The 24,737-nt window shown below is 72.5% G+C and carries 21 protein-coding genes; 15 read left to right on the top strand and 6 right to left on the bottom strand.

Features of this window, described 5'->3' with window-relative positions; genetic code table 11:
• Positions 1-492 (bottom strand): LacI family DNA-binding transcriptional regulator (locus E1281_RS09620; protein ID WP_131876931.1); only part of this gene is annotated, 492 nt, incomplete at its 3' end.
• A 99-nt stretch (positions 493-591) separates the two neighbouring features.
• Here E1281_RS09620 and E1281_RS09625 point away from each other — a divergent pair.
• Positions 592-1,809: an MFS transporter gene (locus tag E1281_RS09625; protein ID WP_243716753.1), complete on the top strand. Its 1,218-nt coding sequence runs from the start codon at positions 592-594 to the stop codon at positions 1,807-1,809.
• A 41-nt stretch (positions 1,810-1,850) separates the two neighbouring features.
• Here the strand turns inward: E1281_RS09625 and E1281_RS09630 are convergent, their stop codons facing one another.
• The gene (locus tag E1281_RS09630; RefSeq protein ID WP_131876932.1) at positions 1,851-3,530 is read right to left on the bottom strand and encodes a phospholipid carrier-dependent glycosyltransferase; all 1,680 of its coding nucleotides are present in this window, start codon (positions 3,528-3,530) and stop codon (positions 1,851-1,853) included.
• A gap of 329 nt (positions 3,531-3,859) precedes the next feature.
• On the opposite strand from E1281_RS09630, the gene rsmI reads away from it, so the two are divergent.
• Both rsmI and E1281_RS09640 read left to right on the top strand, forming a co-directional pair.
• Positions 3,860-4,696 (top strand): 16S rRNA (cytidine(1402)-2'-O)-methyltransferase, encoded by an 837-nt coding sequence (gene rsmI / locus E1281_RS09635; protein ID WP_243716755.1) that lies wholly within the window; start codon positions 3,860-3,862, stop codon positions 4,694-4,696.
• 72 nt (positions 4,697-4,768) lie between these two features.
• Complete coding sequence (locus E1281_RS09640) at positions 4,769-5,119, top strand: hypothetical protein (RefSeq protein ID WP_131876933.1); 351 nt, start codon at positions 4,769-4,771, stop codon at positions 5,117-5,119.
• A 58-nt stretch (positions 5,120-5,177) separates the two neighbouring features.
• Here E1281_RS09640 and E1281_RS09645 read toward each other — a convergent pair whose 3' ends face one another.
• A complete protein-coding gene (locus E1281_RS09645) occupies positions 5,178-7,043 on the bottom strand; it encodes a glycosyltransferase family 39 protein (RefSeq protein WP_243716757.1) in 1,866 nt (621 codons plus the stop codon).
• Positions 7,044-7,354: 311 nt separating this feature from the next.
• Between E1281_RS09645 and E1281_RS09650 the strand changes: the two genes are divergently transcribed.
• Together E1281_RS09650 and E1281_RS09655 are read left to right on the top strand one after the other, a co-directional pair.
• Positions 7,355-8,755: a glycosyltransferase family 2 protein gene (locus tag E1281_RS09650; protein ID WP_131876934.1), complete on the top strand. Its 1,401-nt coding sequence runs from the start codon at positions 7,355-7,357 to the stop codon at positions 8,753-8,755.
• A gap of 119 nt (positions 8,756-8,874) precedes the next feature.
• On the top strand, positions 8,875-10,704 hold the full coding sequence (locus tag E1281_RS09655; RefSeq protein WP_131876935.1) for a hypothetical protein: 1,830 nt from the start codon (positions 8,875-8,877) through the stop codon (positions 10,702-10,704).
• Here E1281_RS09655 and E1281_RS09660 read toward each other — a convergent pair.
• The gene (locus E1281_RS09660; protein ID WP_207943194.1) at positions 10,701-12,374 is read right to left on the bottom strand and encodes a glycosyltransferase family 39 protein; all 1,674 of its coding nucleotides are present in this window, start codon (positions 12,372-12,374) and stop codon (positions 10,701-10,703) included. The genes E1281_RS09655 and E1281_RS09660 overlap by 4 nt on opposite strands.
• Before the next feature lie 139 nt (positions 12,375-12,513).
• Here E1281_RS09660 and metG point away from each other — a divergent pair, with 139 nt between their 5' ends.
• Together metG and E1281_RS09670 are read left to right on the top strand one after the other, a co-directional pair.
• Positions 12,514-14,316: a methionine--tRNA ligase gene (metG, locus tag E1281_RS09665; RefSeq protein ID WP_131876936.1), complete on the top strand. Its 1,803-nt coding sequence runs from the start codon at positions 12,514-12,516 to the stop codon at positions 14,314-14,316.
• The gene (locus E1281_RS09670; protein WP_131876937.1) at positions 14,313-15,137 is read left to right on the top strand and encodes a TatD family hydrolase; all 825 of its coding nucleotides are present in this window, start codon (positions 14,313-14,315) and stop codon (positions 15,135-15,137) included. Before metG ends, E1281_RS09670 begins: the two co-directional genes overlap by 4 nt.
• Before the next feature lie 15 nt (positions 15,138-15,152).
• On the opposite strand, the gene E1281_RS09675 is transcribed toward E1281_RS09670, so the two are convergent.
• Positions 15,153-16,124: a hypothetical protein gene (locus E1281_RS09675; RefSeq protein ID WP_131876938.1), complete on the bottom strand. Its 972-nt coding sequence runs from the start codon at positions 16,122-16,124 to the stop codon at positions 15,153-15,155.
• A 257-nt stretch (positions 16,125-16,381) separates the two neighbouring features.
• On the opposite strand from E1281_RS09675, the gene E1281_RS09680 reads away from it, so the two are divergent.
• The 8 genes from E1281_RS09680 (at position 16,382) to E1281_RS09715 (ending at position 24,075) form a co-directional block, all read left to right on the top strand.
• Positions 16,382-17,203 (top strand): resuscitation-promoting factor, encoded by an 822-nt coding sequence (locus E1281_RS09680; RefSeq protein WP_243716759.1) that lies wholly within the window; start codon positions 16,382-16,384, stop codon positions 17,201-17,203.
• A 17-nt stretch (positions 17,204-17,220) separates the two neighbouring features.
• Positions 17,221-18,102 carry a 16S rRNA (adenine(1518)-N(6)/adenine(1519)-N(6))-dimethyltransferase RsmA gene (gene rsmA / locus E1281_RS09685; protein WP_131876939.1) on the top strand — a complete coding sequence of 294 codons (882 nt, stop codon included), beginning with the start codon at positions 17,221-17,223 and terminating at the stop codon, positions 18,100-18,102.
• Positions 18,103-18,264: 162 nt separating this feature from the next.
• On the top strand, positions 18,265-19,344 hold the full coding sequence (locus E1281_RS09690; protein ID WP_243716761.1) for a hypothetical protein: 1,080 nt from the start codon (positions 18,265-18,267) through the stop codon (positions 19,342-19,344).
• Positions 19,345-19,575: 231 nt separating this feature from the next.
• Positions 19,576-20,496, top strand: coding sequence for a 4-(cytidine 5'-diphospho)-2-C-methyl-D-erythritol kinase (locus E1281_RS09695; RefSeq protein WP_207943196.1), 921 nt, complete (start codon positions 19,576-19,578; stop codon positions 20,494-20,496).
• Positions 20,497-20,625: 129 nt separating this feature from the next.
• Positions 20,626-20,817: a hypothetical protein gene (locus E1281_RS09700; protein WP_131876941.1), complete on the top strand. Its 192-nt coding sequence runs from the start codon at positions 20,626-20,628 to the stop codon at positions 20,815-20,817.
• 29 nt (positions 20,818-20,846) lie between these two features.
• Entirely contained in the window at positions 20,847-21,050 is a 204-nt protein-coding gene (locus tag E1281_RS09705; RefSeq protein WP_131876942.1) for a hypothetical protein, read from the top strand.
• A gap of 46 nt (positions 21,051-21,096) precedes the next feature.
• Positions 21,097-22,911 (top strand): ABC-F family ATP-binding cassette domain-containing protein, encoded by a 1,815-nt coding sequence (locus tag E1281_RS09710; protein ID WP_131876943.1) that lies wholly within the window; start codon positions 21,097-21,099, stop codon positions 22,909-22,911.
• Between the two features lie 48 nt (positions 22,912-22,959).
• A complete protein-coding gene (locus E1281_RS09715) occupies positions 22,960-24,075 on the top strand; it encodes an amidase (protein ID WP_131876944.1) in 1,116 nt (371 codons plus the stop codon).
• A gap of 40 nt (positions 24,076-24,115) precedes the next feature.
• Here the strand turns inward: E1281_RS09715 and E1281_RS09720 are convergent, their stop codons facing one another.
• Positions 24,116-24,619 carry a MarR family transcriptional regulator gene (locus tag E1281_RS09720; protein ID WP_131876945.1) on the bottom strand — a complete coding sequence of 168 codons (504 nt, stop codon included), beginning with the start codon at positions 24,617-24,619 and terminating at the stop codon, positions 24,116-24,118.
• Positions 24,620-24,737 lie beyond the last annotated feature (118 nt).

The raw sequence follows: 24,737 nt of genomic DNA on the forward strand, positions 1-24,737 counted from the left end.
CCCGTCGCCCCCCGCGTCGTCCGCCCGGCCTGTGGTGTGGGGGCCGCTGTCGAGCATCACGGCGGGGGTCTGGCGGAACCCGCTGAGGGCGCTCAGCGGCATCGAGGACGCGAGGATCCCGTCGATCGCCTCGTCCGGTGATCCGAACGGGCTGCCTGCCGGGCCGTCCGCGTCGTCCGGCCAGGTCGAGACGACGACGCCGAAGCCGTGCCGGGCCGCGGCGCGGGCCGCGCCCGTGTAGACGGGGCCGAAGAACGGCGCGGTCAGGGTCGGGACGAGCAGCAGGACGGTCCGGGTGGTGCCGAGCCGCAGGTTCCGGGCCGCCTGGTTGGGGCGGTAGCCGAGGCGCTCGGCGGCGTCGCGGACGCCGCTCGCGGTGGCGGGGGAGACCCGGCCCTCCCACTTGCCGCCCAGCACGAGCGAGACCGTGGACTGCGAGACCCCGGCCTCCTGAGCCACGTCCTTGCTGGTGGGACGGCCGGCTAACGACACGGGTGCCTCCTGTGAGCGGATCGGAACGGAATAAGACTAGAGCGGAGCCGCCCTCAAGTGGTACGTATGACCAGGCGGGTAATACGTATGACTGGAATCGTGCGGGGGCCATCTATGCGCGGCTATGTCGTCTTCCTGCGGAGGCCGTTCGCGGCGAGGCTGCTCGGCGGCACCCTCCTCGGGAGGCTGCCCAACGGCATGGGGATGCTCGCCGTCGTGCTGCACATCCGCGCGGACGACGGCGGATACACCCTCGCCGGGACGCTCGCCGCGATCCTGGGCCTCGCGACGGCGGCGGGCCAGCCCGTCCTCGGCCGGGTCATGGACCGGTTCGGCCAGCCGCCCGTCCTGCTCCCGGCCGCCTGCGCCTCCGCCGCGGGCTTCGGCCTGCTCGCCGCGGTCGGCGCGGACCCGCTGCCGGTGGCCGTCATCGCGGTGGTCCTCGCCGGGTTCGCCACACCGCCGCTGGAGGCGGGGCTGCGCGCCCTGTGGCCGGACGTCCTGGACGGACAGGAGCAGGTCGACGCCGCCTACGCGCTCGACGCGGCCTCCCAGGAGATCCTCTTCACCGTCGGCCCGCTGATCGTGGTCGCCGCGGCCGTCCTGAACACCGAGGCCGCGCTGCTGCTCACCGGAGCGTTCGGCATCACCGGGACGCTGGTCGTCACGCTGTCCCGGCCGTCGCGCCGATGGACGGGCGAGCCGCGCGCCGCCGACTGGGCCGGGCCGCTGCGCTCCCCGGGGCTGCGGATCCTGCTGCTCTCGCTCGCCTGCGCGGGGATCGCGCTCGGCGTCTACGCCGTGGCCGTCGTCGCCTACGCCGAACGGTCCGGCCGCGACCTGGCGTCCGGGCTGCTGCTGGCGTGCATGGCGGGCGGCGCGTTCGCCGGGGGCATCGTCTACGGCGCCCGGCCGTGGGCGGGGGAGCCGCACCGGCGGCTGCCGTGGCTGCTCGCCGCGCTCGCCGTCGGCTACCTCCCGCTGGTCCTCGCGCCGAGCCTGCCGGTCATGTCGGTGCTCGCGTTCGCCAGCGGCGTCTTCCTCGCGCCGGTGCTCGCGTGCAGCTTCGCGCTCGTCGACCGGCTCGCACCGAGCGGGACCGTCACCGAGGCGTTCGCGTGGGTCGTCGCGGCGGTCGGCGCGGGCGCCTCCCTCGGCTCCTTCGTCTCCGGCGTCGGGCAGGACGCGGGGGGCGTCCCGGGCGCGTTCGCCGGGGCCGGCGTCGGCGGCGTCCTCGCCCTGGTGCTCTGCCTCGCCGGCGCCCGGACGCTCCGCCCGCGCGCCGCCAAGGCGGTCACCGCCGAAGCCGCCACGTGACCATCCCGCCGCCTGATCACCCCGCCACCTACCACGGGGCGTCAGACCCAGGACTGGAACCAGATCCGGTCGTGCCAGTTCTCGTAGGGGATCGTGTCGGCGGTCAGGATCGGGTGGAAGTAGGCGAAGTTCGCCAGCACCACCAGCATGAACGCCCCCGCGGCGGCGGCGCCGATCAGCCGCCGCGTCCCCGCCGACGGCACGGGCTCCGGCGCCCGCACCCCGCCCGCGGCATCCGCGTCGTGGTCGTCCAGATCGCGCTTGCCCACATCGTGCGCGCCGGGCCGCGCGGCATGGGCGCCCGCCACCCCGGCGGGCGCGGGCCCGATCAGGTACCCGATGACGAGGACGACCGCCAGCACCATGAACGGGATCAGCGGCGTGGCGTAGAACAGGAACATCGTGCGCTCGTTGAACGCCGAGGGGAACCAGGTCAGCCACCCGGCCGCGAACGCGAGCAGGATCGCCCCGGCCCGCCAGTCCCGCAGCATGACCCAGATGAACGCGACGACGATCAGCGCGGCCAGCGCGCCCCACCACAGCGCGGGCGTGCCGATCCCGAGGATCTCGCGGGAGCAGCGCCCCGCGTCGCCGCACGCGTTCTTCGGCTCGGTGTAGAAGAACGCGACCGGACGCCGCAGGATCGGCCAGTCCCACGGCCACGACTGGTACGGGTGCTCGTCGTCCAGCCCGCTGTGGAAGCCGAGGATCTGCCCGTGGTACCGCCACAGGTCTGGCAGGGCCTCGAACGGGCGCCAGAGCACGAAGCCGGACACGTCGCCGCGTCCCCAGCCGCCCGGCCTGAAGATCCAGCCCCACCAGGTCGCCACGTAGGTCACCAGCCCGACCACGACCAGCTGGACGAACGCGGGGACGGCCTCCAGCAGCATCGTCCCGGCGAACGGCGCCCGGACTCCGGCCGCGCGGCGGGCGCCGTAGTCCCACAGCACGACCATCAGCCCGAACGCGGCGACGTAGAAGACGCCCGTCCACTTGGTGGCGCAGGCCAGGCCGAGGCAGATTCCCGCGGCGTACCGCCAGCCGTGCGCGAGGAACGGCCCGTGGACGGAGGTGTCCCCGCCTTCGATCTTCTCGGCGAGGACGCGCCGGGAGCGGTCCCGGTCGTTCACGAGGCACGCGAACCCGGCGAGGATCCAGAACATCACGAAGATGTCCAGCAGCGCGGCCCGGCTGGTCACGAAGTGCAGTCCGTCCAACGCGAGCAGCAGCCCGGCGGCGCAGCCCAGCAGTGTCGAGCCGGTCATCCGGCGGGCGAGCCGGCACAGGATCAGCACCGACAGCGTCCCGAGGAGGGCGGGCACGAACCGCCATCCGAACGGCGTCGCGCCGAACATCCACTCGCCGATCGCGATCATCCACTTGCCGAACGGCGGATGCGCGACGAACGCGGCGCCCTCGGCCCAGATGTTCGCGTCCGGGTCGGCGATGAGCATCTTGTCGGCGTTCTCGACGGTGTTGCGCTCCCAGCCGAACTCCAGCAGGGCCAGCGCGTCCTTGGCGTAGTAGGTCTCGTCGAAGACGACGGCCTTCGGCGTCCCCAGCCCGTCGAAGCGCAGGACGCCCGCGAAGAGCGTCACCAGCAGCGGGCCGAGCCAGGCCAGCAGCGGGCTGCCCGGGATCGCCGGCGCGAGCCACTCCCGCAGCGGGGGCCTGCCCCGTGAGCCAACGGCCGGGGCGGAAACCAGATCCGTCGTAGCCATCCTGGGAGCCTATTGCAGCCCCCTCGGCGGTCGAGCACAACCGCCCGCTGCTGTGTTTGCTTGCAGCGCCCTTGGCGGTCGGGCCCTGGAGGGGCCTTCCTTCGGCGGGCACTGCGTGCGATCGCTGCATCGCTCCGAACTCGCCTTGGCGGCTCGCTGCGCGATCAGGTTTCTCGCTTCGCTCGCAACCTGCCTTCGGACGCGATCGCAGTGGTCCCGGTTGTCGCGGGGTTCGGTGTGGGTGGTGGTGGCGCGAGCGCACGCAGTGCCCGCCGAAGGGAGGGCTTTGAAGGCCCGACTGCCAAGGACACTGCAATAAAGTCGCCCACGTGACAGGGACTTTGCTGCTCGGGGCGGCGCCGATCGGGCGGGCGGAGGACGCGTCCGCGCGGCTGCGGGACGCGCTGGCCGGTACGCCGGTGATCGCGGCGGAGGACACCCGCCGGCTGCGCAGGCTGGCGGGCGACCTCGGCGTGCAGGTCACCGCCCGCGTCGTGTCGTACCACGACCAGAACGAGACGGGCAGGACGGCGGAGCTGCTGGACGTGCTGCTGTCCGGGCGGGACGTCCTGGTGATCACCGATGCGGGGATGCCGGGGGTGTCCGACCCCGGGTACCGGCTCGTGCGGGCCGCCGTCGCCGAAGACGTGCCGGTCTCGGTGCTGCCCGGACCGTCCGCCGTCACGACCGCGCTGGTGGTGTCGGGCCTGCCCGCGGACCGGTTCTGCTTCGAGGGCTTCCCGCCCCGCAAGCCGGGCGAGCGGTCCCGGCGGCTGGAGGCGCTCGCCGGTGAGCCGCGCACGATGGTGTTCTTCGAGTCGCCGCGCCGGCTGCCGGTCACGCTCGCGGCCATGGCGGACGCGTTCGGCGCGGCCCGTCCCGCCGCCGTCTGCCGGGAGCTGACCAAGACCTACGAGGAGGTCCGCCGGGGGACGCTCGGTGATCTCGCCGCGTGGGCCGGGGAGGGCGTCCGCGGCGAGATCACGGTGGTGGTCGGCGGCGCGCCCGAGCCGAAGGGCCTGTCGGACCCGGCCGACCTGGCCGCCGCCGTCGCCGCGCGGGTGGACGCCGGAACCCCCCGCAAGCAGGCCATCGCGGACGTCGCCAAGGAGAACGGCGCCCCGAAGCGCATCGTCTACGACGCCGTCGTCCAGTCCCGGAAATAGCCGCGCAGTCCGGGAAATAGCCGCCTTCCTGGGCGATGCGCGCGGACCGTTCGGGGAATAACCCCACCGTCGATGAGTCGTCGGCGCACGGCGGGCTTGCCGAAGGGGGTGATGGGCGTGCGGGAGGCATGGTCGTCCCATGAGACCTGGGTCTTCGAGTGCCGGAACTGCTCGACTTACTGGAGGGAGGAGCTGGAGGTCCGGCACTGCACCGACGGGCACGGGAACGCGGCCGTCATCTACATGCGCGGCGGGCAGCCCTGCACGACGCCCTGGCTGGATCGCTCCTGCCCCCGCTGCCAGAGCCAGAACATCAAGGCGGCGCTGTCCGCGACGCGGGGCAAGGTGGAGGAGATCCCGAAGACCCGCACCGGCGAGGACGTGGCGATGGTGTTCCACCTCCGCCGCATGCACGCCTGGTGACGCCGAGCGGGACTACAGGGCGAGCGGGACTACAGGGACTGACAGGGACCGGCAGCGACTACTTGGCCGCGACCTCGGGGACCTTGGGCTCGGCCCGCTCGGCCGGAACCTCGGGCGCCTCCGTTGCCGCTGTGCCGCGCCGCAGGCGGCGTCCCCAGCCGGCGACCGTCCCGCGGGACTCCGGGGAGAACGCCATCCCGGCGGCGAGCGCCGCCAGCGGGACGGCCGGCAGCACGTATCGGTAGTCGAACTCGGCGGTGGCGGCGGGCGCCAGCAGCAGGCCGGTCGCGAGCGTCCACGGCAGGAACGCCTGGCCGCCGAAGCGGCGCCACAGCGGGACGAGCCCGGCGAGGCCGATGAGCAGGATGCCGCCGAGCATCGTGCCGCGCAGGTAGAAGACGTCCTGGTACCCGCGGGCGATGCCGCCGAACGGCTCGACGACGCGGGTCTCGGCGTCGCCGCGCTCGTACGCCTTCGCCTCGGAGACCGCCGTCCTGCCGCCCTGCATGCGCCAGTCGGGCAGCGTCCTGCTCGTGGTCTTGCGGAACTCGTACTGGCGGTAGGTGTCGGGGTCGGGGAAGGTCGTCCGCTCCCACCGGAAGACGCGGAAGAAGTCGTACGCGACCACCTGCAGATAGTCGCCCGGCTGCGCGATGATCGCCCGTTTGGCGAAGTCGTTGCTGAGCGCGTTGTTGTCGGGGTTGAACCGCGGGCCGGTGTAGCGGTTCAGGGGGGACTGGGCGTTCCAGATCCCGTCCTGCGAGTTCGGCAGCCGGTTCGCGGGCTCGGTGCACAGCGCGTACTCGCGCACCGGCAGGTCGTCGATCTTGTGGCAGTCGGCGAACTTGTAGACCCGCGCGTACAGGAAGATGCCGTTGCTCTCGGTGATCGCGAACTTGCCGCTGTCGAGCTTGTACCAGCCCATGTAGGCCACCACGGGCAGCATGCAGGCCGCCAGCGTGACGCCCATGAGCCTCCAGCCGCTGCGGCGGATCAGCATGTACACCAGCACGCCGAGGAGCACCGGCATCCCGACCGAGCGGGTCAGCCAGGACAGCCCGATGATCAGCCCGACCGCCGCCGCGATCTTCCAGGACGGCCGGTCGTGCCACAGCAGCAGCGTCACCGCGCTCATCACCAGGAAGGTGAACATCGTGTCCGACAGCACCAGGTGCTCGAGCTGCAGCTGGTAGGCGTCCAGCAGGACCGGCGCGGCGGCGAGCGCGGCGCCCCAGCCGGGCAGCCCGCACCTGCGCCGCAGCAGCGCGTAGATCATCACGCCCATGGACAGGCCCATGAGGTGCTGGACGGCGGCGACGAGCGCGAAGCTGTGGAACGGCTTGAGCAGCAGGAGCAGGAAGGCGTAGCCGTCGGGGCGCAGCGGATGCGGGTACGGGTCGGTGGCGACGTGCAGGTAGTCGAAGCTGTCGTTGAAGAACATCACCGGCTGGTAGCCGAGCATCGCGATGACCCGGAGCAGCGCCGCTGTGGCAATGATCACACTGAAGGTCGGGTGCCGGCGCGCCAGCGTCCACAGACCCCGTGCGCGCCGCCGTCGCCCGGAGTCTGCCTCGTCGTCCGATGTGTCGTCTTCGGTGGTGGGTGAGCCGGTGGGGGATGAGCCGGCGGTTGGTGCGTCGGCCTCGCCCGCGGAGAGCGCGGAACCGGACTTCGGACCGGTCTTGACCCCCGTTTTCGGGTCGTCCGAAAGGCCGTTGCCCGAATCTTTCCCGATCTTCGTCCCCCCGGGCGTGTCGCGGTCCGCGGCGGTGCCCGCCACGCCCGGTCCGCCGTCCTGCGCGATCCCGCCCGACTCGCTCCCCATGTCGTCGTCGCCCCCCGCGACCCTGTCCCGCGCGGCCTGGTCCGGCGCGGTGCCCGGCGTCGTGCCGAGCGCCGTGCCCTGCGGCGATTCGCCCGCCACTGCCGCACCTCCCCTTCGGTGTCCGGCCCCCGGTCCGGTGGCACTGCGTTCTCCGGCGCGCGTCACAGCCGACCCAACCTTTCCGGGCCGCTGTGCCCGTATGCTTGACGTCCTAGCCTGCCGCCCGCGACCGTGGCGGAGAGGGTCTTTCGGTTGCAAGTGGGCAACACGATACGGGTGCTCTTGACGAGAGCGGCCATCATCACCCGTCCCCGGCAGGCATCATGAACTGACGACGGGCCGCGCCGCGGAACCAAGAAGATTAATGGATCACACCGCAGACGGTCATCAGGGGTAACGAAGGAGATCGCGTGGAACTCTCCGTGGTGATGCCATGTCTGAACGAGGCCGAGACGGTCGAGACCTGCGTCCGCAAGACGATCGGCTTCTTCGAGGACAAGGGCATCGACGGCGAGGTGGTCATCGCCGACAACGGCAGCACCGACGGCAGCCAGCAGCTCGCCCGGGACGCCGGGGCGCGTGTCGTGCCGGTGATCGACAAGGGGTACGGCAACGCCCTGATGGGCGGGATCGCCGCGGCGCGGGGCACGTACGTCGCGATGGGCGACGCCGACGACTCCTACGACTTCGCCACGCTCGGGCCGTTCCTCGACGAACTGCGCGACGGCGCCGACCTCGTCATGGGCAACCGCTTCAAGGGCGGCATCGCCGAGGGCGCCATGCCGCCGCTGCACCGCTACCTCGGCAACCCGGTCCTCAGCTTCGTCGGCCGGCTGTTCTTCCGGAGCAAGATCGGCGACTTCCACTGCGGGCTGCGCGCCTTCAACAAGGAAGCGATCATGCGGCTCGGGCTGCAGACCGGCGGCATGGAGTTCGCCAGCGAGATGGTCGTCAAGGCGACCCTCCAGGGGTACGACATCCGCGAGGTGCCGACGACGCTGTCGCCGGACGGGCGGACCCGCGCCCCGCACCTGAACACCTGGCGTGACGGATGGCGTCATCTCCGGTTCCTCATGCTCTACAGCCCGCGCTGGCTGTTCCTCATCCCCGGTCTCGTCTTCATGACTCTCGGACTGGTCGCCGGGATCGCGCTGTCGACCGGCCCGGTCACGGTCGGGGAGGTCGCCTTCGACGTCGACACCCTCGTCGGCGCCGGCGCCGCACTGGTGATCGGCTTCCAGGCGGTCCTGTTCGCCCTGCTCACGAAGGTGTACGCCATGCAGGAGGGGTTCCTCCCGCATGACCGGCGCGTCCAGAAGATCATCGACTGGTGGAGCCTGGAACGCGGGCTCCTGCTCGGCGGGCTGCTCGCGGTCGCCGGTCTGGCCGGACTCATCGCGTCGCTGCTGCACTGGCGGCTCAACAGCTTCGGCGAACTGGACCCGCGCCACTCCCTGCGCATCGTCGTCCCCGCCGCGACCGCCTTCGTGATGAGCTTCCAGGCCATCTTCGCCTCGCTGTTCGTCAGCATCCTCGGCATCCGCCGCCGCCAGCACCCGCCGCTCACCGACGCGGCCGAGGAGGCCGCCGGGGTCGTGGACGCCGCCGCCCGGAAGGTCGCCCGGGGCGAGAAGACGCCGAGCGAGACCGAGAAGGCGTCGAGCAAGAAGGCGTCGAGCGAGGACGAGAAGGACGAGAAGAGCGAGAAGGACGAGAAGGCGCAGAGCGAGAAGGTCACCGCCGGGAAGGCCGGGAAGGCCGGGAAGAAGGCCTCCGACGACGATGGTGAGGACGGCTCGTCCGCGAAGTGACGGCCGGACCGGTTCCCACCAGTGAGCATCCCTGATCCTCGGTGGCACGCACCGGGTGACGGCTCTCGCGGCGGACCGGACGCAGACGACCGGTCCGTGCCCAGGGGGCCCTTACGTCGATGAGCACCCGAATACCGGCGGCCGCCGGCTCCTCGCCCCCGGCCGCGGCGCGCCCACCGGTCGCCCCCGCCGGCCAGGACGCCGTCCCGGCCGCGGTGGACCGCCGCCGCTGGGCCTGGCTGTTCGGCCTCGGCTGGCTCGCGCAGGTCGCGGTGCGGCTCTGGCTGGGCTCCGGGCAGACGGTGCCGGTGGCGACGCCGGACGAGTCCGGTTACCTGTTCGCCGCCCGGGTCCTGACCGGGGGCCCCGACGCCGACATGTCGTCCGGGACCGTCTACCAGGGCGGATACTCCCTGCTGCTCACCCCCGCGTTCTGGTTCGGCGACGACCCGGTGAGCGTCTACCGCGGCGCGCTGGTCATCAACGCGCTGATCAGCGCCGCGATGCTGCCGCTGGCCTTCCTGCTGCTGCGCCGCCTGGGGGTCGGCCGGGGCTGGTCGTACGCCTTCGCGCACGTCGCGGCGGCGCTGCCGTGCGTGCTGTTCTACTCCGCGTTCGTGCTGACCGACGCGATCCTGCCGGTGATCCTGGCCGGCTGGCTCCTGCTCGCGCACACGTGGCTCAACGCCCCGTCCCCGGCGGGACCGCGCTCGCCCGCCCGCCTGCACCTGGCGGGCACGGGCGCCTCGCTGCTCGCCGCCTACGCCTACGCGTGCCACTCGCGCGGCGCGATCATGCTGGCCGTGCACGTGGCGCTGGTGGCGGCCGCGCTGGTGTGCCGGTGGCGGCCGCGGCGGGACGTCTTCTTCGCCGTCCTCGCCGTCGCCGGCGGCGCGGCCGCGGGGAAGATGCTGAACGACTCGCTGCTGCCGCACATGTACCCGTACGGGGACAACGACCTCGGCGCCAACGTCGCCTGGCGGATCACCAGGGAGGACGGCTGGGCCTGGATCCTGTCGATCGGCACCGGGCAGGTCTGGTACCAGGCCGTCGCCACCGGCGGCGTGGCGGCGGTCGGCCTCGCCGCCGTCGCGTTCGCCGTGCTCCGCCCCGCCTCCGCCGGGTCCGGCCTGCCCGGCACGTCCGGGCGGACGCGGGCGCTCGCCCTCGCGGTCATCGCGATCGTGGCCGGCATCGCGTTCGCCACCGCGGCGGCGCTGCCGGTGGAGTACCGCATCGGCAACTACGCCTACGGCCGCTACCTCGCCTGCGTCACCCCGGTCCTGTTCGTCATCGGGGTCGCGGTCCTGCTGCGGGCGTCGCGCCGGGCGCTGCTGTGCGCGGCCGCCGCGGCGGCCGCGCTGATCCTCGCCGCCGCGTGCGTGGTCCAGTGGTACGCGGGCGACCTGCTCGCCCTGTACACCTACACGGGTTTCGACTTCCCCGAAACGGCGTTCCTGACCTGGGACTGGACCGCGTTCCACCTGTGGCACGCCACCTGGGCGGGCCTCGTGCTGCTCTTCGCGTCCGTGGTGTTCGTCCGGCTGCGGCGCCACGGCCCGCTGCTGCTCGCGGGCGTCCTCGCCGTCGTCGCCGTCGGCATGTGCGTCACCGCCACCAACCGCATCGCCCGCCCGCTGGTGCGCGACGCGACCGCGCACACCGACATCCGCCACAGCATCGAGCTGCGCGAGCAGGGGACCGTCGCCGTCGACTGGAACATCGCGTGGACGATCCGCCTGTCGCACTACTACTGGGCCTGGTGGAGCGAGGGCGACGTCTTCGACGCCCGCTGGTACCCGCCGCCGGAGGACGCCGACGTCGTCGTCCTGGCCTGGCCCGAGGACGTCCCCGCCACCGCGTCCTGGCGCCACGGCGCGCCACCCGGCTGGCACATCGTCGACAGCCGCCGCACCGTTTCCGGCGACTGGGTCGCCTGGGCCCGTTAGCCTCCGGAGGCCGGGGGATTCCAGAGTTCGAGGATGCCGTCGGAGGAGCGCCACATGAGGGTCCAGCCCTGGGCGGAGGAGGGGCGCCAGCCGGAGGCGATCTGTGACTCCATGCCGCGCCATCGCGTGTAGAGGAACGGCCCCTCCGTCGCGTTCCTCGGAACCTTGGGCAGGTAGTGCGGGAAGTCGCGGATCTCGCCCTGCCACACCGGTTCGCCGGACGCGTCCCGCGTGTAGAACGTGAGGGTCTGCGCGAGCCGCCGGTCCGCGCAGATCAGCGTGATGTCGCGGTGGCCGGCGAGGTAGCCGCGCAGTTCGGTCCAGGCATTGTCGCGCGGCAGGTCGGGGACGGCGCGGACGGCGCTCACCGCGTACGTCCCGCCCAGCGCGAGAGGCACGGTGCCGGCGAGCACGACGATGAGCGGGCGCAGCCGGGACACGAGCCCGGACGGCAGCATCCGGGCCATGAGGATCAGCGACCCGAACCCGCCGGCCAGGAGCGCGGGCAGCACCGCGAACCAGTACCGCTGCAGCCAGGCCCGCAGCTTGATGTCGTTCGGGTCGAGGACGCCGGAGAACAGCGTCAGCGGGACGGCGAGGGTGAGGAACCAGACCAGGACCAGCGCCAGCCGCCGGTCGCGGGTGACGGCCCAGCCGACGACGGTGAGCGCCAGCGCGGCGGTGAAGACGAGGCCGAGCGGGTGCCAGTCGTGCATCGCGCGCAGGAACGAGCGGAGCGCGAGCTCCCGCGTCACGTGGTCGCGGGACTGGCCGCCGTGCGTGGCCGCCGAGACCAGCCCGGCGAGGGGCTGTCCCCAGACCAGCTGGTTGTGGACGAGGTTGAGCACCAGGATCGCCAGCATCGGCGCGCCGACCGTGACGTTGCGGCGCCACGGGATCCGCAGCAGCGCCAGGTAGACCGGGATGGCGAGGAACAGGAACGCCAGGAACTCCCGGACGAGGAACGACGCGCCGAGGAAGAACCCGGCGGCCAGGAGCATCCGGGTCTGGGCCCGGCCCGTCCGGCGGCTCGCGACGACCAGGCCCGCCATCCCGATCGCGAACAGCCCGGCGCCCGGCATGTCCGGCAGCATCACCCCGGTCGACCAGGTGATCTCGTGGCCGAACGGGTTGGTCATCGTGAAGAACGGGTGGACGAGCAGGATCGCCGCGGACGCGATGCCGGCCACGTCCCCGAACAGCGACCGGACGACCAGGTACGTCCCGGCGAAGAACGCGCAGCCGCCGAGCGCCGCGACGGCGAAGTAGGCGTTCTCGCCGGGGCCGAGGACCTCCTGCGCGAGGCGCGCGGGCAGCACGAGGCCCACCCGGGTGACCTGGTGCGGGACCTCCCAGAACGGCCACACGTCGAGCGGGACGTCGGGCCAGGAGCGGGCGGCGAGCCACACGTAGTAGGGGTCGAAGTACAGCGGCGGCGTGAAGATCACCCATTGCGCGAGCACCGCGGACGCCGCCACCAGCAGCGACAGCCACACCACCCGCCGCGTCCGCCGCACCCGGGAGACCGCCCGTGCGAGTGCCCGTGCGAGTGCCCGTGCGAGTGCCCGTGCGAGTGCCCGTGCGGCCGGGCCGCGCCGGGCGGGTTCGTCCGGTCCCGCGTTCCCCGCCGCCTGCTCGACGCCCTGCTCATCGGCCGTGGTGTGGGCCATGCCTCGCTTCTGCCTTCTGGAGAGCCTGTGCCTGCGACGGACGCTTGCGCCGACGGCGCCGCGGGGACCCCGCCGCCGCGAACGCCGGACCAGGCTACTCGCGCACATGCGGCTCCGGGGCGCGACTACCCTTGATTCCATGTCCTCGTCAAGCCGTCACATCTTGACCGCGCCCGCATGGCCGTACGCCAACGGGCCCCGTCACATCGGGCACGTCTCCGGTTTCGCGCTGCCCGCCGACATGTTCGCCCGCTACCAGCGGATGGCGGGCAGCAAGGTCCTGATGGTCAGCGGCACCGACGAGCACGGCACGCCGATCCAGGTGCAGGCCGACAAGGAGGGCGTGTCCGCCCGTGAGCTGGCCGACCGCTACAACGGCGTGATCGCCGAGGACCTGCACGGCCTCGGCATGTCCTACGACCTGTTCACCCGGACGACGACGCTGAACCACTACGCGGTCGTCCAGGAGATCTTCAAGGGCCTGTACGACAACGGCTACATCTTCCCGCAGAAGACGATGGGCGCGATCTCGCCGTCCACCGGCCGGACGCTCCCGGACCGCTACATCGAGGGCACCTGCCCGATCTGCGGGTACGACGGGGCGCGCGGCGACCAGTGCGACAACTGCGGCAACCAGCTCGACCCCGTCGACCTCATCAACCCGGTGTCCCGCATCAACGGGGAGACGCCGAAGTTCGTCGAGACCGAGCACTTCATGCTCGACCTGCCCGCGTTCACCGAGGTCCTCGGCCGGTACCTGCGCGGCAAGCAGGGCGGGTCGCTGGCGTGGCGGCCGAACGTGCTGAAGTTCGCGCTGAACCTGCTGGACGACCTCCAGCCCCGCGCGATCAGCCGCGACCTGGACTGGGGCGTCCCGATCCCGCTGGACGGCTGGCGCGACAACCCGGCCAAGAAGCTGTACGTGTGGTTCGACGCGGTCGTCGGCTACTTCTCCGCGTCCATCGAGTGGGCCCGGAGGTCCGGTGACCCGGAGGCGTGGCGCGCCTGGTGGCAGGACCCGGACGCCCTGTCGTACTACTTCATGGGCAAGGACAACATCGTCTTCCACGCCGAGATCTGGCCGGCGATGCTGCTCGGCTACGGCGGCCAGGGCGACCGGGGCGGCACGCCCGGGTCGCTCGGCGCGCTGAACGTGCCGACGGAGGTCGTGTCGTCGGAGTTCCTGACGATGGAGGGCAAGAAGTTCTCCTCGTCCCGCCAGGTCGTCATCTACGTGCAGGACTTCCTGGAGCGCTACGACGTGGACGCGCTGCGCTACTACGTCGCGATCGCCGGGCCGGAGAACCAGGACACCGACTTCACGTGGGCGGAGTTCGTCCGCCGCAACAACGACGAGCTGGTCGCCGCGTGGGGCAACCTCGTCAACCGCTCGGTGAACATGGCGGCGAAGAACTACGGCGCGATCCCGGAGGCGGGCGACCTCACCGACGCCGACCGGGCGCTGATGGAGCGCAGCCGCAACGCGTTCCGGGCCGTGGGCGCCGAACTCGAGCGGTCCCGGTTCAAGAACGCGACGACCGAGGCGCTCGACGTCGTCCGCGACGCCAACCGGTACCTGTCGGACCAGGCGCCGTGGAAGCTGAAGGACGACCCGGCGCGCGTCCAGTCGATCCTGCACACGGCGCTCCAGGTCGTCGACGACGCCAAGACGCTGCTGACGCCGTTCCTGCCGAACTCGTCGCAGAAGGTGTACGAGATGCTCGGCGGGCGGGGCGTGTGGAGCGGCATGCCGGAGCTGGAGACCGTTTCCGAGGAGGGCGGCCCGGACTACCGCGTCCTGACCGGCGACTACGCGACCGAGGCGCGCTGGGAGTCGATCCCGATCAAGCCGGGCGTTCCGCTGACCAAGCCGACCCCGCTCTTCAAGAAGCTGGAGTCCTCGGTGGTGGACGAGGAGCTCGCGCGGCTGGAGAACCGGTGAGCCGGGACGGGGACGGGCAGTCCGCCCGCTCGTTTCCGCCGCTGCCCGAGCGCCTGCCGGTGGACGTGTTCGACAGCCACTGCCACCTCGACATCGTCGACACCCCCGTGCAGGAGCAGCTCAGGTCGGCGAGGGCGGCGGGCATCGCGCGGATCGTCACGATCGGGTGCGACCTGCCGTCGTCGCGTTTCGCGGTGGACGCCGCGGGCGAGTTCGACGACGTGTACGCGGCGGTGGCGATCCACCCGAACGAGACGACCGGTGTCTCCGCCGCCGTCCTGGACGACGTCGAGCGGCTGGCCGCGCACCCGAAGGTCCGCGCCATCGGCGAGACGGGCCTGGACTACTACCGGGACTGGGCGCCGAAGGACGACCAGCACCGCTCGTTCCGCGCCCACATCGGCATCGCCAAGCGCACGGGCAAGGCGCTGGTCGTCCACGACCGCGACGCCCACGACGACGTGCTCGGCGTCCTGGAGGAGGAGGGCGCGCCGGACAAGGTCGTCTTCCACTGCTACTCGGGCGACGCCCGCATGGCGGAGATCTGCGCCGAGCACGGCTACGTGATGAGCTTCGCCGGGAACGTCACGTTCAAGAACGCCGAGCCGCTCCGCGAGGCCCTGAAGGCGGCCCCGCTCGACCTGCTGCTGGTGGAGACCGACGCGCCGTTCCTGACGCCGATCCCGCACCGGGGAAAGCCGAACGCCTCGTACCTGATCCCGCACACCGTGCGCGCGATGGCGGAGATCAAGGGCGTGGACGTCGCGGAGCTGTGCACGGCGATCGCCGCGAACGGAGAACGCGTCTTCGGCCCCTGGTAGGGCCCTGGCAGGGCATCAGTCGATGCTGATGAGCTTGACCAGGACGAGTGCGATCGAGGCGTCCCGCAGGAGCGGCGGGGCGCCCTGCTCGACCCGCAGCACACGGCGGCGGCGGAGCTTGGCCGAGGTGGCCACCAGCGTCCCGTCGCCGTCGCGGACTTCCTGCGTGGTCATGTTCCGCCCCTCGGCGGGCCCGGCGGAGCCGACGACGGCACCGGCGGGATCCAGCAGCCGGTAGGCGAACGGCCCGCGCTCGGTGTCCGGGCGGATGAGCAGCTTCGGGACGCCCGACGGGTCGAGCAGCACGTGCTCGGGGCGCAGGCCGCGGTCCGAGCGGTGCTCCACGTGCATCAGCGGCGCGCCGGCGGTGTCCGTCACGGCCTGGAACCGGTACAGGCGGTCGCGCGATCCCAGCGTCGTCTGGTCGCGGGTGTACGGGGCGCGCCCCGGAAGGTCGAGGCTCCGATGGCCGGGCGGGGGCTCAAGGCTCGTGCCGACCGTGGCGTAGGGGGAGTCGTCCGGGCGCCGCACCCCGTCGCGTTCGGAGATGACGAGCACGTCGCCGGACGCGTCGAGCAGCGACTCGGCGAGCCGCCGGCCGGGGAGGATGAACCGGTGCCGTATCCAGAAGAACAGGAACGTGAAGATCAGCTGCGGCACCAGGGTGAGGAAGTAGGGCCATGAGCCGCCCCACCCGTTCGCGTAGGGGCCCAGCGGGCCGACCCGGACCGGCACGGCCTCGTCGTTGCGCCCGAGGACGGTCTGGTCGTAGTCGAGTCCGTAGATCTCGCCGTCGCCGCGCTCTCCGTCCTCGGTGACCCAGATGCCGTGGCAGGTCGCCGTGGTCGGCCGAGGCCCTCCGCCGCCCCCGGTGCATTCGGCGACGCTCGCCGTGGCCCGCTCGCCGCTGGTGAACGTGTACGCCAGGACGGCCGGATAGAACGCCCAGGCACAGTAGATGGTGACGAAGAATCCCGGGAGCAGCATTCGGCGCATGGTCTTGTGACGTGGCCTTTCCGGGGACGGTTCCCGCGGGCGCGGGCTGGACGCGATCCGCCGAGGCGATCCGCCGGACCATGACGCGGCAGCCTAGCGCTCTACCCCCGATCCGTCGCTGTTTGTGGTGGTTTCTACGGGTCCGGAGGGATCCATGTACGCGATGAGGTGGCGGAGGACCGGCCGGGGGCTCTAATCTCTGGCCTTTGAACGGGCGCCCCCTAGCCCGGCTTCCTGGAGGAATCCCCGTGAACCCCCTGCGTCGAGCTTCGCTGGCCCCCGCCGTCCCCGTCCTGGTCGTGGCGGCGCTGCTGGCGACCGGCTGCGGCGGTGACGAGTCGGCGGGTCCGCAGAACAAGGCCGCCGCGGACGCGCCGGCCACCAGCCCCCCGCCGCCGCGCAAGGTCGTCGTCGTGGTCGACGGCAAGAAGACCGAGACGATGACGACCGGCACCACCGTCCAGCAGGTCCTCGACCAGGCGGGCATCAAGCTCGGCCGGTACGACCTGGTCGAACCGGCGGCCGCCCAGCCCGCCGGGCAGACGGTGAAGATCGTGCGACTGCTGTCGAAACCGAAGCTGAAGGTCGTCAAGACGCCCGCCAAGACGGTCCGTAAGAAGAGTTCCTCGGTGGCGCCCTTCAGCGAGAAGGTGCTGCGCGAGGGCCGCTCCGGCATCAAGATCGTGAAATGGGCGTACGTCCCGCGCAAGGGCAAGAACGGCAAGACCAAGAAGGTCAGGAAGATCCTCGACCAGAAGGTCAAGCGCAAGCCGCGCGCGGAGATCGTCGCCGTCGGCCCGAAACCGTCGGGCGGCGGCGCGGCCGCGGGGCTCAACTGGGCGGGCCTGGCCGAGTGCGAGTCGGGCGGCAACCCGAAGGCCGTGAACCCGGCCGGATACTACGGGCTCTACCAGTTCTCCATGCAGACCTGGCAGTCCGTCGGCGGCAGCGGCAGGCCGTCCGACGCCAGCTCGGGCGAGCAGACCTACCGGGCGCAGCTCCTCTACAAGAAGGTGGACGGGCGCTGGCAGGGGCAGTGGCCCAACTGCGGGAAGTTCCTGTTCTCCTGAACTGGGACACTTGCCCTGTGGGGGAGACATCGGGCCTGCTCGGGCCGGCGGACGTGCGGGCACTGGCGGAGCGGCTCGGCATCAGGCCGACGAAGACGCTCGGGCAGAACTTCGTCATCGACGCCAACACCGTCCGGCGGATCGCCCGGGCCGCGGAGCCGTCCCCGGACGACGTCGTCATCGAGGTCGGCCCCGGTCTGGGGTCGCTGACGCTGGCGCTGCTGGAGCGGGCCGGGCGGGTCGTCGCGGTGGAGATCGACGGGGCGCTCGCCGCCGAACTGCCCGCCACCGTCGCGGCACGGGCCCCTGATCGCGCGGCGCGGCTGGAGGTGGTGCACGCCGACGCGATGAAGATCACACACGTGCCGGGGCCGGACCCGACGGCGCTCGTCGCGAACCTGCCCTACAACGTCGCGGTACCCGTCGTTCTGCACCTGCTGGCCACCCTGCCGTCGCTGCGGTCCGCGCTCGTCCTGGTGCAGGCCGAGGTCGCCGACCGGATGGCCGCCCGGCCGGGCGGCAAGATCTACGGCGTGCCGTCGGTGAAACTCGCCTGGTACGGGGACGCCCGCCGTGCCGGGGCCGTCGGCCGCGCGGTGTTCTGGCCCGCGCCGAACGTGGACTCGGGCCTCGTCGCGTTCACCCGGCGCGAGCCGCCGCCGACCGCGGCGACCCGCGAGCAGGTGTTCGCGGTGATCGACGCGGCGTTCGCGCAGCGCCGCAAGACCCTCCGGGCCGCGCTCGCGGGCTGGGCCGGATCCGCGGCCGCCGCCGAGGAGGCGCTGCGCGCCGCGGGCGTCGATCCCCGGGCGAGGGGCGAAGCTCTGGACGTGGCCGCCTTCGCGCGGATTGCCGAGTATGGTCCTTCAGGCCGGGGAGTTGATCCCCACGCTCCCTAGGACGCGTGACGAAGGCGCGTGACGAAGGCGTCTTACGAACTGGACAGGGCGGACAATTCCGTCAGGGGGCACGGAACCGGTCCGCAGGGCGGCCGGTCCGGTGACGAGCGGAGGTCGATGGTGAAGGCGCGTTCGCGGACGGCGCGGGCGAGGTTGCCGATCGTGGGTACGGCGCTGCTCGCCACCGCGGCGATGATCGCGACGGTGGCGGCGGGCTGCGGTAACGGCGCGGGCGCGGCACCGAAGATCACGACGACGGCGCGCGCGGGTGTGGCGCCGGTCCCTCCGAAGGAGGGCGCCTACTTCGGAGCCTGGGTCCCGCCGGAGGACGGCGAGGGAGCCGAGAAGCCGTCCGGGGAGCCGTCCGGGGATCCCTCCGGTGACCCTTCCGCATCCCCGTCCGGCTCGCTGCCCGGAGAGAACGCCGACAAGCCCCCCATGGAGCCTCTCGCCGGCTTCGAGCACGAACTCGGACGGCAGCTCGACATCGTGCAGAGCTACCGGGGGTGGACGTCCGAGTTCCCCGGCGCACTCGAGAAGTCGGTCACGGACGGCGACCGCCACCTGCTGCTGACCTGGGGCGGCGCCGACACCCGGCAGATCGTCCAGGGTGAGCACGACGAGCTGATCCAGCGGCGCGCCCGCGCCGTCAAGGCGCTGGGCAAGCCGATCTTCCTGCGCTGGTCGCGGGACATGGACGCCGCGTCGGCCCGCAAGCGCGTCCACTCGCCCAAGGACTTCGTCGCCGCGTGGAAGCACATGCGGGAGATCTTCCAGCGGGAGCGGGTCCACAACGTCGCCTGGGTGTGGTGCCCCACCGCCCGCGGCTTCGGCGGCGCCGACGCGGGCGCCTTCTACCCCGGCGACGACCACGTCGACTGGATCTGCGCCGATGCCCAGCCGGGCGGCGACTACGACTACCGCGACCTGTCGGAGGCCCTGAAGCTGTTCCTGCAGTGGGCGCGGGAACGCCCCAAGCCCATCATGGTCGCCGAGTTCGGCGTCCCGAGGTCCTACGGTGAGCGCCGCGCCGAATGGCTCCGCGAGGCGGCCAAGACGCTCCAGGACCCCCAGGTCAAGGCCGTCGTCTACTTCAACTCCGACGAGCGGGCCGAGAACGCCCGCGACAGGCGCCGCTCCTTCTCGGTGACCGGCGACGACCACGCGATGTCGGCGCTCCGCGAACTTGCCACGACCCCCTACTTCAACCCCCGCAACCTCCCCGTCATGAGCGGCGGCTGACCGAGAACCCCCACAGCCCCCTCGGAAATGCTCTTCGTTTTGGAGGGGCGGCCCCCCAGACCCCCGGAAGTGCGGTTCGTTCTGGGGGGGCGACCCCCCAGTCCCCCCGGAAATGCGTTTCATTCTGGGGGGCGACCCCCCAGACCCCCCGGAAATGCGTTTCATTCTGGGGGGCGACCCCCCAGACCCCCCGGAAATGCTCTTAGGCCGTAGGGTTTCCGCGTGAGCGCAGTGACCGTACGCGTCCCGGCCAAGGTCAATCTCCAACTCGGCGTGGGGCCGATCCGCGACGACGGCTACCACGGCCTCGTCAACGTCTTTCACGCCGTGTCCCTGTTCGACGAGGTCACCGCCGTGCACGCGGAGCGGCTGGAAGTCCGCGTCCAGGCCGCTCCGTACTCGCGGGTGGACATCGGGGGCGTCCCCACGGGAGACGACAACCTCGCGGCCAAGGCCGCCGGGCTCGTCGCCGCGCGGCTGGGCGTCGAGCCGCGGGTCGCGCTCCGGATCCGCAAGGCCATCCCCGTCGCGGGCGGAATGGCGGGCGGCAGCGCCGACGCCGCCGCGGCGCTGGTCGCCTGCGCCCGGCTGTGGGACGACCGGGACGATCCCGCCCTCACCCGCGACGACCTCATGGAACTCGGCGCGGAGATCGGAAGCGACGTGCCGTTCGCCGTCCTCGGCGGCACCGCGGTCGGTGTCGGACGCGGCGAGCGGCTCACCTCCGCGCTCACCCGCGGAACCTTCCACTGGGTGTTCGCGACCGCGGGCGGCGGCCTGTCCACCCCCGCCGTCTACGCCGAGTGCGACCGGCTCCGCGAGGAGCAGGGAGAGCCGCCGCCCCGGCCGGGCGTCTCCGAGGAGCTCATGACCGCGCTCGCCACCGGCGACGCCAAGGGCCTCGCCACCGCGCTCACCAACGACCTGGAGCCCGCCGCCCTGTCCCTGCGGCCGTCGCTGGGCCGCGTGCTGGACGCGGGACGCGACCTCGGCGCGGCCGGCGCGCTCGTCTCCGGCTCCGGCCCCACCTGCGCGTTCCTCGCCGAGACCGAGGAGGACGCGGCCGACCTCGCGAGCGCGCTGGACGGTACCGGCCTCGCCGCGCAGGTGCTCCGGGCGTCCGGCCCCGTCCCCGGCGCGACGGTGGTGTGACCCCGCGGCGCCCCGGCGGGCGCGGGGCGGCAGGCGGGCGGGGTAGGTGCGCTCGTCACACAAGCGAACTTCGTACCCGGGGCGGGCGTCCTCTACCTGTGACACCGATTCCCTCCGGCGAGGTGACCGATGACGTACCTGACGGGGCTGCTGGGCCTGGTGGCGATCGCGATGATGGCGACGCTCGTCCTGCTGGCCGTGCGCCGCGACCGCGCCATCCGCCGCAACGCGCCCGGCGCCGTCGCCCCGCCGCGGCCGCAGGGCGCTAGCCTGGCCACACGGACCGAGGGCGGGACGACCCCGCCATCCGCCGTGCGCTGAGCTTCCGTCCCCCCGTGTGAGGCCGTCAAATGTCGAGCATTGTCCTGCTGGGTGCGATCTTCCTTGTGGTCGTGGTGCTCGCGGTCCTGGTCGTCGTGGTCGTGATCGTCGCCACGTCGTCGAGCCGCAAGAAGCAGGACCCTCCGCCCGCGTACGGGGGATACGGGCCACCTGGGCAGGCCCCGCCCGGCCGGCCTGGGTACGGCCCGCCGGGGCCGCCGCCCGGCCCCTGATCCCCGGCACTGACCACTGGCGGCACTCACTAGGCTGGGTGGCGCCGTGAATCTGATCAATCTTGAGAACGTCGCCAAGGCCTACGGGCCGAAACCGCTGCTCGACGCGGTGTCCCTCGGCCTGGACGAGGGCGACCGCGTCGGTGTCGTCGGCCGCAACGGGGGCGGCAAGAGCACCCTGGTGTCCGTCGTCGCGCGGGAGACCGGACCCGACGCCGGGCGCGTCACCCATGCGCGCGGACTGCGCCTCGGCTTCCTGACCCAGCGGGACGAGTTCCCGGAGGGCGCGACCGTCCGGTCCGTCGTGCTCGGCGACCGCGCCGAGCACGAGTGGGCGGGCGACGTCCGCGCCCGGGACGTCCTCGGCGGCCTGATCGCCGACCTCGACCTGGATGCGCCGCTCGCGGGCATGTCGGGGGGCGAGCGCCGCCGCGTCGCGCTGGCCCGGCTGCTGGTCCCCGAGTCCGACCTGCTGCTGCTGGACGAGCCGACCAACCACCTCGACATCGAGGCGATCGACTGGCTCGCCCGGCATCTGAAGGGCCGCGGAACGGCGCTGCTCGTCGTCACCCACGACCGCTGGTTCCTCGACGAGGTCACCGAGCGGACCTGGGAGGTCGTCGACGGCCGTGTCGAACGCTACGAGGGCGGCTACTCCGCCTACGTCCTGGCGAAGGCCGAGCGCGCCCGGATCGCCGCCGCCACCGAGGCCAAACGGCAGAACCTGCTCCGCAAGGAACTGGCGTGGCTGCGGCGCGGCCCGCAGGCCCGCACGTCCAAGCCCAAGTTCCGGGTCGACGCCGCGCAGGCCCTGATCGCCGACGAGCCGCCGCCGCGCGACGCCGTGGAGTTGACCCGGTTCGCGACCGCGCGGCTCGGCAAGACCGTCTACGACGTGGAGGACGCGACGGTCGAACTCGGCGAGGCCGAGGACGGGACGCGGCGTACGATCTTCGAGCGGATGACTTGGCGTCTCGGCCCGGGCGACCGCGTCGGCCTGGTCGGCGTCAACGGCAGCGGCAAGAGCACGCTGCTCCGCCTGCTCGACGGGTCCGTCTCGCCGGTCTCGGGGAAGGTCGTGCAGGGCAAGACCGTCCAGCTGGCGCATCTGTCGCAGAACCTGGAGGAACTGGACCCGTCCCGCCGCGTCCTGGAGTCGGTGGAGGAGATCCGCCGCCGCATCACCGTCGGCAAGCGCGACTGGACGGCGAGCCAGCTCCTCGAACGCCTCGGCTTCCAGGGCGACCGCCAGTGGACGCCCGTCGGCGACCTGTCCGGCGGTGAACGGCGCCGCCTGCAGATCCTCCGCCTCCTCATGGGCGAACCCAACGTCCTGCTTCTCGACGAGCCCACGAACGACCTCGACATCGAGACGCTCACCGAGGTCGAGGACCTCCTGGACGGCTGGCCCGGCACCCTGGTCGTCGTCAGCCACGACCGCTACTTCCTGGAACGCATCACCGACCACGTCGTGGCGCTGCTCGGCGACGGCCGCGTGTCGATGCTGCCGGGAGGCGTGGACGAGTACCTGGAACGCCGCGCCGCCGGCGGCGCCCCCAAGCCCGGCCCCAAGCCCGCGCGCCCCGGCGAGACGCCGGCCACCCCTTCGGAGAAGGTCGCGCCGGCGCCCGCGAAACCCAAGGGCGGCGGGCAGGACTGGAAGGCCCGCAAGGAACTCGACAGGCTCGAACGCCGCCTGGAGAAGCTCACCCGGCAGGAGGCCGAACTCCACGAGCGGCTGGCGGCGCACGCCACCGACTACGCCAAGCTCCAGGAGCTGGACGGCAGGCTGAAGGAGATCCAGGCGGAGGCCGCCGGCGTCGAGGAGGAGTGGCTCATGCTCGCCGAGGATCTCGGCTGACAGGACCGTGAGTGGAGATCTCCAGGTCGTACCAGGGATGATCCCCGGATGACGACATGGATCATCAAGACGGACGAGCCCGGTGACGGCCCGCGGCTCGCCGTCAAGGACGCCATCGACGTCGCCGGGCTGCCCACCACCGCGGGCTGCCAGGCCGTCGCCGAACGCGCCGTACCCGCCGCGGCCGACGCGCCCGTCGTCGCCTCCGCCCGCGCTCAGGGCGCACGCGTCACCGGGAAGGCCAACCTCAACGAGCTGTGCATGGCCGCCGACGGCGTCAACCCGTGGGCGGGCACGCCGGTGAACCCGCTCGACCCGTCCCGTGTGCCGGGCGGCTCGTCCAGCGGCTCCGCCGTCGCCGTCGCGACGGGGGAGGCCGACGTCGCGTTCGGCACCGACACGTCCGGGTCGGTCCGCATCCCCGCCGCGTGCTGCGGCATCGCCGGGCTGAAGACCACCAACGGCCGCGTCCCCCTCGACGGCGTGCATCCGCTGTCGCCGACCCTCGACATCGTCGGGCCGATGGGACGCGACGTCGCCGGCGTCGTGCTCGGCATGAGCCTGATCGAGCCCGGGTTCGCGCCCGCCCCGTTCGACCCGTCCGCGACGGTCGCCCGCCTCCGCGTGGACGGCGTGGACCCCGCGATCGACGCCGCCGTCGACGACGCGCTGCGCAGGCTCGGCCCGATCACCGACGTCACGTCCGCGCACTACGCGGACGCCGCCACGGCCAACGGCATCATCGGCAGCGATGAGGGGTTCCGGCAGAACCGGCACCTTCTCGACGACCCGTCCACGCTGAGCGGGCGCATCCACCGCCGCATCCAGACCATGGGCGACGTGTCCGGGGCCGGAATGCTCGACTGGGCGCTGGGCGTCAGGAAGGCGATCAGGGCCGAGCTGGACGGAATCCTCGAACGCCACGCCGTGATCGCGCTGCCCACGCTGACCTGCGTTCCCCCCGAGCCGGACGAGGCGGACGAGTCCGACCTCGTCCTCACCGCGCTCGCGGGACAGATCAACGTCGCCGGACTGCCGGCGTTCGCGCTGCCCGTGCCGCTGCCGGGATCGCACCTGCCGACGTCCGTCCAGCTCATCGGCCCGGCCGGCGGCGAAGAGCGCCTCTGCGGCATCGCCGCCGCACTGGAGGCGGCGCTGGCCTGAGCGCGGCCTGTCCTGAACACGGCGCTGGCCTGAGCGCGGCCTAGTGCCGTTCGGTGTCGCTGTCGAACGGGACCAGGAGCGTGCGCAGGAGGCCCGCGAGCACGTCGCGCTGGTCGGAACTGAGGCTGTCCAGGATGGCCTGCTCCCGCTCCAGCAGGTCGGCGAACGCGGCGTCCACGCGGGTCCGGCCCGCGCCGGTCAGGCGGACCAGGACGCCGCGCTTGTCCTGCGGGTCGGGATGCCGCTCCACGAGGCCCGCCGCCGCGAGCCGGTCGATGCGGTTCGTCATGGTGCCGGACGTCACCAGCGTCGCCCGCAGCAGCCGCCCCGGGCTCAGCTCGTACGGGTCTCCGGCCCGGCGCAGCGCGGTCAGCACGTCGAACTCCCACGACTCCAGGTCGTGGTCGATGAACACCGCGCGCCGGGCGCGGTCGAGGTGCCGGGCCAGCCGTGAGACGCGGCTCAGGACCTGCAGCGGCCGGACGTCCAGGTCCGGCCGCTCGTTGTGCCACGCCTCGACCAGCCGGTCGACCTCATCCCGCATGGCGACACCCTACCTGTCTTGATATCGAGACACACCGGCCGCCCCGATCCGCTCCGCCGCCTCCTCCGTCTGCCGGGCCCCTCCCGGTAGACCGGTGCCCAGCGTCACATCACCGGCA

Source organism: Actinomadura sp. KC345 (assembly GCF_004348515.1).
Taxonomy (GTDB): domain Bacteria; phylum Actinomycetota; class Actinomycetes; order Streptosporangiales; family Streptosporangiaceae; genus Spirillospora.